The following is a 13107-nucleotide window of genomic DNA, read 5'->3' on the forward strand; positions in this document are numbered from 1 at the left end:
CCAACATGCCCTCTCTCGTTGGGCTTCGACGATAGGACCGTCTCAATCCAGCCTACGCAGGCCCCGTAGGTTGGATTGAGCAACGCGAAGCCCAACATGCCCTCTCTCGTTGGGCTTCGACGGTAGGACCGCCTCAACCCAACCTACGCAGGCTCCGTAGGTTGGGTTGAGCCACGCGAAGCCCAATATGCCCTCTCTCGTTGGGCTTCGACGATAGAACCGTCTCAATCCAACCTACGTAGGCTCCGTAGGTTGGGTTGAGCAACGCGAAGCCCAACATGCCCTCTCTCGTTGGGCTTCGACGATAGGACCGTCTCAACCCAACCTACGCAGGCTCCGTAGGTTGGGTTGAGCCACGCGAAGCCCAACAGCGGCTTCGACCGCCCTACTTCAACTCCAGCCCGCCACTGGCCTTGTTCAGCTCGCGCAGGTGCTTGCCGAGCAGGTCCAGGTTGGCCTCGGTCAGGTCCAGGCCATCGCGGGCCTCCGGCGAAAGCAGCTGGCGGACTTCGTTGTTGAGGGTGTCCCTGAGACTGCGCAGGTGCGCCTGGCGCTTCTGGCTCTCGGCGGTCAGCTGCTCCCACTCCCCCGGTTGCGGCAGACCGTAGCCGTCGGTGCCGAGCAGCTCGGCCGGACGACTCAGATAACCGCTGTCCTTGAGGATCTGCTCCAGGGCGCCGCCGGCCTTGCCGAAGCGTGCCTTGTCCACCGCGTCCTGGCCCAGGTAGCGATCCTTGAGTTCGGTCTGCGCCTGCAACAGCGCCCGGCGATAGGCCGCCTGCTCCAAGAGCAGCAGGGCGGCGCTGGCGCGCAGGTCGGCGCGCTGGAATTGCTCGCGACGCTGTTGCGGGGTCAGCGCCAGCCAGGCCTCGACATCCGCCTGGGGCAGCTTCAGGCGCTCCCGGGCCACCTTGAACATCGCCTGGAAGCGCTCGCGGAAGCTGTCGAAGCGATAGCCCAGCCGCAAGGCCTCACGCGGATCGTCCAGCACCGAGGTGTCCACCAGGTCCTTGAACCTCAGGGCATCCATCAGCCCGGTGGGGGTGATGACATCGAGCTGGGCATCGGCCAGGCGCGGCACCCCGTCGTGCAGCAGCTTGAAGGTCTCCACCGCGCAGTTGTTAGTGACGAAGTAGTACTGGCCATCATAGCTCCAGTGCACCTGGGCGGTCCGCTCGAGGAAGTCGGCGATTTCCGGACGGGTCAGCTTGAGCGGCACGGATTGCAGGCCGCGCAGCTCCACCTTGGTGTACTCGTCCACCACCTGGGCCAGCGGCAGCACGAACAGCCGCGACGGGTAGGAGCCGGTCAGGCCGCGCCAGCTGGAGAGCTGGACGTCGTTGACGAAGGCGCGGAACGACAGCACCAGATGGTATTGCAGGTCCAGTCGGCAATCCGGGCCGCGCGGCCGGCCCGGGGCGCAGACCACCAGGCGCAGCATGCTGTGGCCCCAGCGGCTCATGACCTGCTCGTTGCCCTCGGCCAACAGGTAGTCGACCGCATAGACCCGCTCCGGATCGAGCCAGCCCAGGGGCGCCTCGCCGAAGTCGTTGCCAGCGTTGAGATAGGGGTAGCGCCCCGGACAGGCGTCGTGCGCCGGCGACCAGCCGAAGTGCTCGGCGAAGTAGCGCTGCAGCGCCGGCCGCCGGCAGGCGTAGCTCGGGTCGAGCAGGAAGTACTCCAGGTTCACCGCCACGAATTCCTTCGGGTTGGTGACTTCATAGAGATCGGGACTGCGCGCGATGAAGAGGTTCTTCGACTCGCGATTGCCGTGCTTGCGTGTCTTCACCTGCCAGCCGGCCAGGTCCAGCAGCCGCGGATCATCGGACAGGGTATAGCTGCGCCCGGCCTGGCCCTGGCATTTCACCGGCAACTGGTCGGAAGTCAGCCCCAGGCCGCCGCAGGAGAGGATCAGCTGGCGCTGCTCGGGCGTCCAGACGCGCTCGCGGTCATAGAAGTGAGTCAGCTCGTGCAGCACCGTGGCCAGCAGTTCGCGGTGCTGGGTGCCATGGGGGCGACCGGTCTGGATGCGGGTGTCGCTGCCGTCCACCAGACTGGGCAGCAGGCGCCGATTGAGCAGCAGGTTGCGCCGATCCGCCTCGCCATAGGCTTCTTCCCGCAACTCGCTGCTCCAGCGCACCGGGATGCGTTCGTCGAGCGCCGCCTTGAATTTGGGTGGCAACAGCGTTTGGGCTTCAGCCAGCAGTTGCTGGGTGGCCTGGATCTGCGCGGGCGTCAGGCCCTGGGTATCGAGTTCGAGGTGCAGGGCGGCCTGAGCCCCGCCGAGGGCCAGGCCGGCCGCGAGGCCAGCCAGCCACTGCCGCAGCCGGCCGGCGCGGTTCCTCACAGCGCCAGGATGGCCTGGGCCAGCTGCAGGTCGTTGGCCTGGCGCGCGGCCGGGAACTGGTCGCGCAGGCTGCGGAAGGCTTCTTCCAGCTGGACGCCACGGATGTCGCCGTCGGTGGCGACAAAGCTGGCGGCATCGCCACGCGCGGCCTGGATCATCTTGGCGTCGCGAATGGAAGTGGTGGTATCGGAGGTGAAGTCGATGCTGCGCTGCAGCGCCCGCACCACGATGTTACTGGTGGCCACCAGGGTCTGGGCCTGAGCCAGGCTCGAAACGCCCAGGGTCAGGGCAGCGGCGATAAGCAGGGAACGGCGCATGGATACTCCAGGGATGTCACGGAATTGAAACGGACTACTGACTCAGAATCGCCTCGGCGAGTTCCCGGTCGGAAGCCTGCAGCGCCGGATCGGCTGCGCGCAAGGCGCGGAAGGTTTCCTCCAGCTGGGCACCGCGCAGGGCGCCATCGGTGGCGACGAAGGCTGCGGCATCGTCACGCGCCGCCAGGACCAGCTTGTTCTGGAACGGCGCCGTGGTGATCTGGCTGGTGCCATAGATGGTCTTCACCAGACCCTCGGTGGTGGAGTCGAACGCCAGGACCGGCGTGGCGAGACAGAGGCCGAGCAACAGCGCGGCAGAACGACGGATATGCATGGATGGCGACCCTCCGGTGGCAGATGGTCGCCAAGGCTAACGCAGCCCCCCGCTCCGGGCTAGCAGCCACGGGGTGCGGGGGGTATCGCGGTGTTGCGCGTCAGATGGCGAGAATCGCCTGGGCCAGCTGGTCGTCACTCGCCTGGCGCAGTTCGGGCGCCTGGCCGCGCAAGTGGTCCAGCGCCGCCTCCAGGCGTACGCCGCGGATGTCGCCGGCGCTGCCAACGAAGGTGGCGGCATCGTCACGGGCTTCCTGTACCAGCTTGTCGTTCTTGAAGGAGCCAGTGATGGACGAGGTGGTGTCCGAGGTCGCATCGATGGCGTTGACGATGATGTCGGTGGTGACATAGAAGCTCGACGCCGAGGCGGCGGTGGACAGGCAGAACAGCGCCGCGGCGGCGCCCAGGTGCAGGGTTTTCATGGGGGACTCCCGTCTGGATAGGCCTGAGTGAGACTACCGCCAGCCCGAGGAAGTCGCATCCCGGCGCAGATTTTCACGCTCGCCAGAAGGGTTTGCCGCCTTCCCGCTGCTGATCCGCGAGATTCAGTCCCAGATCGCCCAGGGCGCGGCCGTCCAGCTGCTGCAGTTGCCGCCGGCCCTGGGCCCGCACGCGCCAGCGGACCAGCAGCGCGAATAACGCGTGGCAGCCGCGCCGAGGGGAGACGAAGCGGGTAATGGCAGTGTCGGGCGAGAGGCGATCCATGGCGATATCCGGCGAAGCGGTGGAGGAACCCCAGCTTCGCCGCTGACGCAGGACCAGACCACCTACAGCTGTAAAGCACTGTATCCGTACAAATCATTCAGCTTTATATCTGTACCTGTCGATCCTGCCTGAACCGCGCTGATCCGGCTCACTGCGCCGGTCAGACGAGCTACGGCTGTATCCGCTTTCCGCGGCGTATGCCTGATCTGCCTGAGTCGCTACAATCGAGGCTTTCAGCGCCCATTCGCGAGAGGCACCGCCATGAGCTTCAAAGTTTTCGTCGACGGCCAGGAAGGTACCACCGGCCTGCGTCTGCTGGACTACCTGACCGGTCGTTCGGACATCGAACTGCTGCGCATCGACGAGAGCAAGCGCAAGGACCCGGCCGAACGCGCGCGCTTCCTCAATGCCGCCGATGTGGCCTTTCTCTGCCTGCCCGATGCCGCCTCTCGCGAAGCGGTGAGCCTGGTGACCAATCCCAACACCTGCATCATCGACGCCAGCACCGCCTTCCGCACCGACAGCAGCTGGACCTACGGCCTGCCGGAACTGGCGCCCGGTCAGCGCGAAGCGCTGCGCGCCAGCAAGCGCATCGCCAATCCCGGCTGCCACGCCACCGGCTTCATCCTGCTGGCCCGACCGCTGGTGGACGCGGGCCTGCTGGCCCCCGACACCCCGCTGTCGGCCTTTTCCCTGACCGGCTACAGCGGTGGTGGCAAGCAGATGATCGCCGCCTACGAAGCCGGCGGCGACGCCCGCCTGCTGAGTCCGCGTCCCTATGCCATGGGCCAGGGCCACAAGCACCTGCCGGAAATGCGCGTGCAGAGCGGTCTGGCCGCCGCGCCGGTGTTCAGCCCCATCGTCGGTCCCTTCCTCAAGGGCCTGGCAGTCACTATCCCCCTGCACGCCAGCCAGCTGCGTCCGGGCACTACCGCGGCCGATCTGCAGGCGGCGCTGGCCCGTCACTATGATGGTGAAGCCTTCATTCGCGTGGCGTCGGTAGCGGCCGAGGAGGAGCTGGACAATGGTTTCTTCGACGTCCAGGCAAGCAACGACACCAACCGCGCCGATCTCTTCGTCTATGGCAACGCCGAGCGGATGACGCTGGTGGCGCGCCTGGACAACCTGGGCAAGGGCGCCGCCGGCGCAGCCGTTCAGTGCATGAACGTGCACCTGGGTGTCGACGAGGGTCTGGGTCTCGCCAGCGGCCGCTAGTCAGGGCGCCGGCTTTCTTCCCGGGCGGGGCGAACCTTTCTCAAGGCGCCCCGTCTGAATTGCTGAACGGTTCGGATAACCGTTCTGCTCCTTTGCTGTTTAGTGTTGGCAGATGCTGGACCCCTGCTTTGGCGGTCCAGTCTTGAACTCCGGACTTCTCCCCTCCCCCGATGGAAGTCCGGAGTTTTTTTATGCCTCGGCGGCGGACTCGTCGAGGCCCAGCCAGCCGGCCAGCACGCGCTGGGCATCCTCTATCCCCTGGCGCTTGGGCGCCGAGAACAGCTGGATGCTGGCGGTATCGCCCCATCCCTGACGCACGTCGCGCTGCACCTTGAGCAGGGCGTTCTTCTGCGCACCGAAGGCCAGCTTGTCGGCCTTGGTCAGCAGGATGTGCAGCGGCATGGAGCTGGCCTGGGCCCAGTCCAGCATCAGGCGGTCGAATTCGGTCAAGGGATGGCGGATATCCATCATCAGCACCACGCCGCTGAGCGAATTGCGGCTGCTCAGATAGGCTTCCAGGTGCTCCTGCCAGTGCTGCTTGAGCGGGATCGGCACCTTGGCGTAGCCGTAGCCGGGCAGGTCGACCAGGCGCCGCTCGTCGTCGAGGGTGAAGAAGTTGAGCAGCTGGGTACGCCCGGGCGTCTTCGAGGTGCGCGCCAGGTTGGCGTGGGTCAGGGTGTTAAGCGCACTGGACTTGCCGGCGTTGGAGCGACCGGCGAAGGCCACTTCGCGACCGCTGTCGAACGGGCACTGATCGACCTTGGCGGCGCTGATGAGAAAGGACGCCTGCTGGCACAGACCGACGATGGGATTCTTGAAGCTGGACATGGGGGTACTCGCGAGCGCGCGGCAAAGCCAGCAGTATATCGGATGCGCCGGGCGAGAGCCGCGCCCCTGGTAACCTGAACGAAGCCTGAACATGGCCGGCCTCGGGCGCTGCGGCGACTAGGCGCGGCGATGCACCCGGCTACAATGCCCGCAATCCGTCATGCCCGGTTGGTGGGCGTGTCTTCTTCCAGGAGTAGTCCCATGCGCAACCTGCTTTTCTCCGCCGTGTTCGCCGCCGCCAGTCTGTTCGGCGCGGCCGCCCATGCCGACGACATCCAGGCCGGCAAGCAGTACACCGAACTGAGCAGTCCGGTTCCGGTGTCCGAACCCGGCAAGATCGAAGTGGTTGAGCTGTTCTGGTACGGCTGCCCGCACTGCTACGCCTTCGAGCCCACCCTCAACGCCTGGTCCAAGAAGCTGCCCGACGACGTCTCCTTCAAGCGCGTGCCGGCCATGTTCGGCGGCATCTGGAACGTCCACGGTCAGCTGTTCGTGACCCTGGAAGCCATGGGCGTGGAAGCCAAGGTGCATGACGCCGTCTTCGCCGCCATCCACAAGGAGCACAAGAAGCTGGCCACCCCCGAGGAGATGGCCGACTTCCTCGCCACCCAGGGCGTGGATCGGGAAAAATTCCTCAGCACCTACAACTCCTTCGCCGTGAAGGGTCAGGTGGAAAAGGACAAGAAACTGGCCATGGCCTACCAGATCACCGGTGTGCCGACCATGGTGGTCAATGGCAAATACCGCTTCGACCTGGGCTCTTCGGGTGGTCCGGACGAAACCCTGAAGGTCGCCGACTTCCTGATCCAGAAAGAACGCGCCGCCAAGTAAGCGCCAACCGCCGCCGCGCCCCGCGGCGGCGGCCCCTCAGCTCGTCCCTCTCAAGCGGCCTCCGGTCGTCCTGCTCAAACTTTCCCCGTAACCGCCGATACCCTAGCCACTATCAAGTCGGCTGGCGGCCCCGTGGTGCCTGCCTGCTGGCCAGCCTCAAGCCTTTGGAGCGGGCGGATGGAGCGCGCGGACGTCGAACGCTGGAAAAGCAAATACCTGGAGAGCCTCGAGAACCTCGAGCGCCTGGAAAGCCGGTGGGAAAACCGCCTGGACCTGGTGCGTCGTGGCCTCGTGCGCAGCAGCCTGGCCGCCGAAGGCAACGACGCGGCGGTGGACGCCTGCCTGGTCGAATTGCGCGACATCCTCCGCCGTGACGACAGCGACGCCGATCTCGCCAGGTTGATTCCGCGCCTGGAGCGCACCGTGCTCGACTCCGAGCAGCGCCGGGAATTGCGCGCGCGTCAGGTGGCCGAGGCCTTCGCCGAACTCTGCCGGCTATTGCAGACCCTGGAGTTGCCGCGCGACCAGCGCAAGGCACTCAAGGGCTTTGCCAAGCGCGCCCAGGCCGCTGCCGACCAACCAGGGGAATTGCCCGCGCTGCTCGGCGAATTCAGTCGTCTGCAGCAACAGGCCCTGAGTCAGCTGCACCCTGAACAGCCCACCCGTGCCGGCTTTCTGCAGCGCCTGCTGGGCGGTCGTGGCGAGGCTGCGGAAGAGGCGCCGGCGACAACGTCGGGTCCGGCAGTAGAAGACGCCTCGCCGGCGACAGCAGCCGCGCCAGCGGCGGAACCGCCGGCAACGCCCGACCTGCCGCCGCTGCCGGTCGAGGGTACGCCCGCCGCGCCCTCTGAGCCCCCCGTAGAACCCCTGGTGACCCAGGCCGATCCGGCCTATGCCCTGCCCCCGGTGCCCGAGCCCGGCTACAGCGCCATTGCCCCACACCTGGAAGCCACCCTGCTGCGGCTGCTCGACGACCTGGCGCTGCCGGACAGCCACAAGCCCCAGGCCGAGCACCTGCGCCAGCGCATCCAGGGCAGCCTGAACTGGTACGAACTGGTACCCGTGCTCGATGACCTGTCGGTGCTGGTGCTGGCGCTCAACCATTCCGGGCAGAGTGAATTCCAGCTCTACCTGCGCCGCCTCAACGAGCGCCTCGCCGCCTTCCAGACCGGTCTGCAGGACGTCCACGTCGGGCGCCAGGACGGCCAGACCCAGGAGCGCGCCTTTGGCGACGCCCTGCGCGGCCAGGTCAATGAATTGCAGAACGAGGTGCAGGAGGCAACTGACCTGGACAGCCTCAAGCTGTCGCTCGACAGCCGCCTGGAAGGCCTGCTGACCAGCCTGGCCGACCAGCAGAGCCAGCGCGAGATCCGCGAGCAGGAAGCTAGCGAAAGGCTCAGCGCCCTCACCGAGCGCGTCGCCGGCATGGAGCGCGAGGCCCAGCAGTATCGCGGCCACCTGGAAGAACAGCGGCAGAAGGCCCTCTGCGATCCCCTCACCGGGCTGCCCAATCGCGCCGCCTGGAGCGAGCGCCTGGAGCTGGAGGTGGCCCGCTGGCAGCGCCACGGCGGCGACCTGCTGCTGGCGGTGCTCGACGTCGATCTGTTCAAGCGCATCAACGATGGCTATGGCCACCTGGCCGGTGACAAGGTGCTCAAGATCATCGCCAGCGAATTGCAGCGCCGCCTGCGCAAGACCGACTTCATCGCTCGCTTCGGCGGCGAGGAATTCGTCATGCTACTCGGTGCCACGCCGGTCGCCGGCGGGGTTACCCTGATCGAGCAGCTAAGGGCCGCGGTCGCCGCCTGCCCCTTCCATTTCAAGGGCGAACGGGTGGTGATCACCCTGTCCGCTGGTCTCGCGGCCTTTGCGCCAGGCGAGGATGCCGATACCGTATTCGAGCGTGCCGACCAGGCGCTCTACCGCGCCAAGCGCGCCGGACGCGATCGCCTGGACGTGGCCTGACCCCTTCCACGTTCGCGAGGTAATCGTGCGAAAGCCCTTCAAGCTCCTCCCCTGGCTGCTCTGCGGCCTGCTCCTGGCCGGCTGCTCCAGCGGTCCCCGCATCAATGACGACTACACCGCCCGCGATCAGGACAGCCGGGTGCAGTACATCGTGCTGCACTACACCGCGGCCGGCTCCCAGCAGTCGCTCAAGCTACTGACCCAGGCCGGCGTCAGCGCCCACTACCTGATCGACACCGACGGCACCATCTATCGCCTAGTGGACGAGAATCGCCGCGCCTGGCACGCCGGCGTGAGCGAATGGGAAGGCCGCACCTGGCTCAACTCCACCTCCATTGGCATCGAGATGGTCAACCTGGGCTTTCGCGACACCTCGGCCGGGCGCCAGTGGTATCCCTTCAGCGAAGCCCAGATCCAGGCGCTGATTCCGCTGCTCAAGGACATCGAACAACGCCACGGCCTGGATCGTCGCGCCATCGTCGGCCACAGCGATATCGCGCCGGGACGCAAGCAGGATCCGGGGCCGCTGTTTCCCTGGGCGCGTCTGGCCGCAGCAGGCTTGATCAACTGGCCGGATCCGGCAGTGGTCGCCCAGCGCCAGGCCAGCCTGGGCGGCATACTGCCGCCGCCGGCCTGGTTCCAGGATCAGCTGGCGCGGATCGGTTATGCGGTACCGCGCACCGCTGTACTCGATGCGGCCACCCGCGACGTCATCGGTGCCTTCCAGATGAAATACCGGCCGGGCCGTTTCGACGGCCAGCCGGATCTGCAGACGGCGGCGCTGCTGCTCAGCCTGCCCAGCGCTCGCTAGGCGGCCGGAGGCGGCTTACAGCCGCACGCTGGCGAAGGTGGATTCGCCTTGGGCCTGGCTCAGGGCCGCCAGCGCGGACGAGGCCGGCATCAGCGACAGCTCCTGGGACAACGGCATCAGCGCGATGGGCTGCTGGATGGTCGGACCCTGGCGCTCGTCGCGCGGCGGGATGCCGAAGTATTCGCGGTAGCACTTGGAGAAGTGCGGGGTGGAGACGAAGCCGCACACCGAGGCCACCTCGATGATCGACAGGGTGGTCTGCTTGAGCAGCTGCCGGGCGCGGATCAGCCGCAGCTTGAGGTAGTAGCGCGACGGCGAGCAATGCAGGTACTTCTGGAACAGGCGCTCCAGCTGGCGCCGGGACACGTCCACATAGACCGCCAGTTCGTCGAGGTCGATGGGCTCTTCGAGGTTGGCCTCCATCAGCGCCACGATTTCCTGCAGCTTGGGCTGGTTGGTGCCCAGCATGTGCTTGAGCGGGACGCGCTGATGATCCTGCTCGTTGCGGATGCGTTCGTAGATGAACATTTCCGAGATCGCCGCCGACAGCTCGCGGCCATGCTCGCGACCGATCAGGTGCAGCATCATGTCCATCGGCGCGGTACCGCCCGAGGCGGTGCAGCGATTGCGGTCGATGGTGAACAGCCGGGTGCTGAGCACCACGCGCGGATAGGCTTCCTGCAGGGCCGCCAGGGTTTCCCAGTGCACGCTGCAGTCGTAGCCGTCGAGCAGGCCGGCCCGGGCCAGGGCCCAGCTGCCGGTACAGACCGCGCCCAGCTTGCGCCCTTGGCGCGCCTGGCTCTGCAGCCAGGTGCAATGCTCACGCGACACGCTGCGCTGGATGCCCACGCCGCCGCAGACGATCACCATGTCCATCACCGGGGCGGCGCTCACGGCGCTGTCCGGGGTGATCTGCAGGCCATCGCTGGCCCGCACGGGACGACCGTCCAGACTCAATGTGCACCAGCGGTAGAGCTCCCGCCCCGACAACTGATTGGCCATACGCAGCGGTTCTACGGCCGAAGCCAGAGAGATAAGCGTGAAATTATCCAAGAGCAGAAAGCCGATGGACTGAACCGCACGGGCCTGTGACGAGGTGGGAACGGGCGACATGGTGTGAATCTCCTTCACGCAGGCTGAGGCCCTTTACTGGGCTCTAATAAGGTCCGTCAAACGACTAAGAGCGAAGAATGTGTCGCGGACGCATAAGTCATGTCGCAATTCCCATGCCGAAAATGGGTGAACCTCGATTCAAGCAGGCTGTCTGGCGCGAATAACCCATTCAGCAGCGGTCAATGGCGTTGATTAGATAGGGTTTTTAATAGCGACCTTTCTGGTCTGAGACCGACCTCTTGCCGATGGCACTTCGCCAGATGTATTCCATCGGTAACACCGGGACGTAACCGACGCGCGCCAAAATGTGGCATGGCGACTCAGTGGGCACGGTTGTAGGTCAGGCGTTTCAACCGTCTGTCGCCCTTCTGGCTACTTGTGGCGAAAAGCCACCAAGGCGCGGGCCAGACGGACCGGTACGTGCAGTGGCCCAGCCCTTCCCTTCGCGAACCCTGGAGTTCAGGATGAAAATCTTCCAAGCGCTGTGGTTGTCCGGTCTGTTGCTGAGTTCGACCGTGCAGGCGGGCGAGGCCGAAAGTTGTCAGCAGGTGCGCCTGGCCGATGTCGGCTGGTCGGATCTCAATATCACCAACGCCACGGCCCGCTATCTGCTCAGCGCCCTCGGTTACGAGACCGAGGTGCTGCGCCTGTCCCTGCCGCAGACCTACGACGCCCTGGCCGCGGGCGAGGCCGATGTCTTTCTCGGCAACTGGATGCCGGCACAGGCCAAGCTCAGCCAGCCGCTGGTCGATGCGGGGGCGGTCGAACGCCTGCACGCCAACCTGCAAGGCGCCCGCTACACCCTGGCGGTGCCCCAGTACGTCTATGACGCCGGGGTCAAGAACGTCGCCGACATCGCCCGCTTCGCCGACCGCTTCGACCACACCCTCTACGGCATCGAGCCCGGCAACGACGGCAACGCCCTGGTCAAGAAGATGATCGCCAGCAACGCCTTCGGCCTGGGCGACTTCAGGCTCGACGAATCCAGCGAGCAGGGCATGCTGACCCAGGTGCGGATGAAGGAATTGCTAGACCACCAGTGGATCGTCTTTCTTGGCTGGGAACCCCATCCGATGAACGTCCGGCACAAGCTGGCCTACCTCGACGGCGGCGACGACTACTTCGGGCCGAACCAGGGCGGAGCGACGGTCTACACGGTGGTGCGCAAGGGCTATGCCCAGGAGTGCCCGAACGTGGCCCGGCTGCTGGGCAACCTGGAATTTTCCCTGGACATGGAGAACCAGCTGATGGATCGGGTGCTCAACGAAAAGGACAATCCGCGCCGCGCCGTGCGCAACTGGCTCAAGCGCAATCCCGAACGGCTCGACGCCTGGCTCAAGGGTGTCGCCACCCGCAGCGGCGCACCGGGCAACGTCGCGGTGAAGGCCAGTCTGGCCAACTGATTCGCGAGCGCTCCAGCCGTCGCCAACACCTCTGGGTAGCGGGCCGCCGCGGCGCAGGGCGCCACTGCCCGCCTCTCTCGCTCGGCCGCCGCGCGCCGGACGCGGACGTGTCCGGGGGCTCACGCTGGATACGACATTTCCGCTTCTGGTTACGACGCCGCGTACACTGGTAGCGACGCAGGCGGTAGGCGAGCCTGGGGGGATGGGTTACAGATAAATACACGTGGGGCGCACCGAAAGGTACCCCGCCAAACGCAAGGAGATGTGTCCATGAAAGGTTGTTCCCGTTGGCTCTTGAGTGTTGCCCTGCTGGCGCCACTCGCTGTTCAGGCAGCCGAGCCGGCTTCCTGTGCCAAGGTGCGCTTTGCTGACGTCGGCTGGACCGACATCACCGTGACCACGGCCGTGACCAGCGAGGTGCTGCATGCCCTCGGCTACCAGACCACGACCAACATGATCTCCGTACCGGTTACCTACAAATCCTTGCAGAACAAGGACATCGACGTCTTCCTCGGCAACTGGATGCCGAGCATGGCGGCGGACATCAAGCCCTACGCCGACAACGGCAGCGTCGAGACCGTGCGCGCCAACCTGGAGGGTGCCAAGTACACCCTGGCCGTGCCCCAGTATGTCTACGACGCCGGGGTCAAGAGCTTCGCCGACATCGCCAAGAATGCCGACAAGTTCGACGGCAAGATCTACGGCATCGAGCCGGGCAACGATGGCAATCGCCTGATCCAGGGCATGATCGACAAGAACACCTTCGACCTGGGCAAGTTCAAGCTGGTGGAGTCCAGCGAGGCCGGGATGCTGTCGCAGATCCAGCGCGCCGAGCGGCGCCAGCAGTGGGTGGTCTTCCTCGGCTGGGAACCCCACCCGATGAACACCCGCTTCAAGATGGCCTATCTCCAGGGCGGCGACGATGTCTTCGGCCCCAACTATGGCGGCGCCACCATCTACACCAACGTCCGCAAGGGCTACGTCCAGGAATGCCCCAACGTGGGCAAGCTGCTGACCAACCTGTCCTTCACCCTGGACATGGAAAACCAGCTGATGGACAAGGTCCTCAACGAAAAACAAGCCGCGAGCGCCGCCGCCAAGGCCTGGCTCAAGGCGCATCCGCAGGTGCTCGACCAGTGGCTGGCCGGCGTGACCACCCGCGATGGCAAGCCTGCGCTGGAGGCGGCGAAGACCGCCCTGGCACCCTGATCGAACACTAACATTCGACTGTCCCGCGCC

The 13107-nt window shown here is 65.9% G+C and carries 13 protein-coding genes; 6 read left to right on the forward strand and 7 right to left on the reverse strand.

What is annotated here, in order from left to right:
• Window positions 1–385: 385 nt before the first annotated feature.
• From QE393_RS19210 to QE393_RS19230, 5 genes are all read right to left on the reverse strand, one after another.
• Entirely contained in the window at window positions 386–2347 is a 1962-nt protein-coding gene (locus tag QE393_RS19210; RefSeq protein WP_405046264.1) for a DUF4105 domain-containing protein, read from the reverse strand.
• Window positions 2344–2664: a DUF2388 domain-containing protein gene (locus QE393_RS19215; RefSeq protein ID WP_007160025.1), complete on the reverse strand. Its 321-nt coding sequence runs from the start codon at window positions 2662–2664 to the stop codon at window positions 2344–2346. The genes QE393_RS19210 and QE393_RS19215 overlap by 4 nt, the downstream gene beginning before the upstream one ends.
• Window positions 2665–2698: 34 nt before the next feature.
• Window positions 2699–2998: a DUF2388 domain-containing protein gene (locus QE393_RS19220; RefSeq protein WP_310045075.1), complete on the reverse strand. Its 300-nt coding sequence runs from the start codon at window positions 2996–2998 to the stop codon at window positions 2699–2701.
• Between the two features lie 100 nt (window positions 2999–3098).
• The gene (locus QE393_RS19225; RefSeq protein ID WP_310045076.1) at window positions 3099–3419 is read right to left on the reverse strand and encodes a DUF2388 domain-containing protein; all 321 of its coding nucleotides are present in this window, start codon (window positions 3417–3419) and stop codon (window positions 3099–3101) included.
• 73 nt (window positions 3420–3492) lie between these two features.
• A complete protein-coding gene (locus QE393_RS19230; RefSeq protein ID WP_310045077.1) occupies window positions 3493–3702 on the reverse strand; it encodes a DUF1127 domain-containing protein in 210 nt (69 codons plus the stop codon).
• Window positions 3703–3963: 261 nt separating this feature from the next.
• Between QE393_RS19230 and argC the strand changes: the two genes are divergently transcribed.
• Complete coding sequence (argC, locus tag QE393_RS19235; protein WP_310045078.1) at window positions 3964–4917, forward strand: N-acetyl-gamma-glutamyl-phosphate reductase; 954 nt, start codon at window positions 3964–3966, stop codon at window positions 4915–4917.
• Between the two features lie 189 nt (window positions 4918–5106).
• On the opposite strand, the gene yihA is transcribed toward argC, so the two are convergent.
• On the reverse strand, window positions 5107–5745 hold the full coding sequence (yihA, locus tag QE393_RS19240; RefSeq protein ID WP_310045081.1) for a ribosome biogenesis GTP-binding protein YihA/YsxC: 639 nt from the start codon (window positions 5743–5745) through the stop codon (window positions 5107–5109).
• Window positions 5746–5946: 201 nt separating this feature from the next.
• Between yihA and QE393_RS19245 the strand changes: the two genes are divergently transcribed.
• The 3 genes from QE393_RS19245 (at window position 5947) to QE393_RS19255 (ending at window position 9352) form a co-directional block, all read left to right on the forward strand.
• Window positions 5947–6576, forward strand: coding sequence for a thiol:disulfide interchange protein DsbA/DsbL (locus QE393_RS19245; protein ID WP_133860131.1), 630 nt, complete (start codon window positions 5947–5949; stop codon window positions 6574–6576).
• Window positions 6577–6753: 177 nt separating this feature from the next.
• Window positions 6754–8541, forward strand: coding sequence for a GGDEF domain-containing protein (locus QE393_RS19250; RefSeq protein WP_310045082.1), 1788 nt, complete (start codon window positions 6754–6756; stop codon window positions 8539–8541).
• A gap of 25 nt (window positions 8542–8566) precedes the next feature.
• Window positions 8567–9352 (forward strand): N-acetylmuramoyl-L-alanine amidase, encoded by a 786-nt coding sequence (locus tag QE393_RS19255; RefSeq protein WP_310045083.1) that lies wholly within the window; start codon window positions 8567–8569, stop codon window positions 9350–9352.
• A 15-nt stretch (window positions 9353–9367) separates the two neighbouring features.
• Here the strand turns inward: QE393_RS19255 and QE393_RS19260 are convergent, their stop codons facing one another.
• Window positions 9368–10465, reverse strand: a complete 1098-nt coding sequence (locus tag QE393_RS19260) for a GlxA family transcriptional regulator (protein ID WP_133860134.1) — start codon at window positions 10463–10465, stop codon at window positions 9368–9370.
• A 464-nt stretch (window positions 10466–10929) separates the two neighbouring features.
• Between QE393_RS19260 and choX the strand changes: the two genes are divergently transcribed.
• Both choX and QE393_RS19270 read left to right on the forward strand, forming a co-directional pair.
• Window positions 10930–11868 carry a choline ABC transporter substrate-binding protein gene (gene choX, locus QE393_RS19265; protein WP_310045086.1) on the forward strand — a complete coding sequence of 313 codons (939 nt, stop codon included), beginning with the start codon at window positions 10930–10932 and terminating at the stop codon, window positions 11866–11868.
• A gap of 270 nt (window positions 11869–12138) precedes the next feature.
• Complete coding sequence (locus QE393_RS19270) at window positions 12139–13077, forward strand: choline ABC transporter substrate-binding protein (RefSeq protein ID WP_310045087.1); 939 nt, start codon at window positions 12139–12141, stop codon at window positions 13075–13077.
• Window positions 13078–13107 lie beyond the last annotated feature (30 nt).

The sequence above is a fragment of the Pseudomonas sp. SORGH_AS_0211 genome (genome assembly GCF_031453455.1).
Classification (GTDB): domain Bacteria; phylum Pseudomonadota; class Gammaproteobacteria; order Pseudomonadales; family Pseudomonadaceae; genus Chryseomonas; species Chryseomonas aestiva.

Coding starts and splice junctions, on each gene's coding strand:
- QE393_RS19230 (WP_310045077.1), bottom strand. CDS start 3,702: ATGGATCGCCTCTCGCCCGACACTGCCATTACCCGCTTCGTCTCCCCT.
- yihA (WP_310045081.1), bottom strand. CDS start 5,745: ATGTCCAGCTTCAAGAATCCCATCGTCGGTCTGTGCCAGCAGGCGTCC.
- argC (WP_310045078.1), top strand. CDS start 3,964: ATGAGCTTCAAAGTTTTCGTCGACGGCCAGGAAGGTACCACCGGCCTG.
- choX (WP_310045086.1), top strand. CDS start 10,930: ATGAAAATCTTCCAAGCGCTGTGGTTGTCCGGTCTGTTGCTGAGTTCG.
- QE393_RS19260 (WP_133860134.1), bottom strand. CDS start 10,465: ATGTCGCCCGTTCCCACCTCGTCACAGGCCCGTGCGGTTCAGTCCATC.
- QE393_RS19270 (WP_310045087.1), top strand. CDS start 12,139: ATGAAAGGTTGTTCCCGTTGGCTCTTGAGTGTTGCCCTGCTGGCGCCA.
- QE393_RS19245 (WP_133860131.1), top strand. CDS start 5,947: ATGCGCAACCTGCTTTTCTCCGCCGTGTTCGCCGCCGCCAGTCTGTTC.
- QE393_RS19215 (WP_007160025.1), bottom strand. CDS start 2,664: ATGCGCCGTTCCCTGCTTATCGCCGCTGCCCTGACCCTGGGCGTTTCG.
- QE393_RS19220 (WP_310045075.1), bottom strand. CDS start 2,998: ATGCATATCCGTCGTTCTGCCGCGCTGTTGCTCGGCCTCTGTCTCGCC.
- QE393_RS19225 (WP_310045076.1), bottom strand. CDS start 3,419: ATGAAAACCCTGCACCTGGGCGCCGCCGCGGCGCTGTTCTGCCTGTCC.
- QE393_RS19250 (WP_310045082.1), top strand. CDS start 6,754: ATGGAGCGCGCGGACGTCGAACGCTGGAAAAGCAAATACCTGGAGAGC.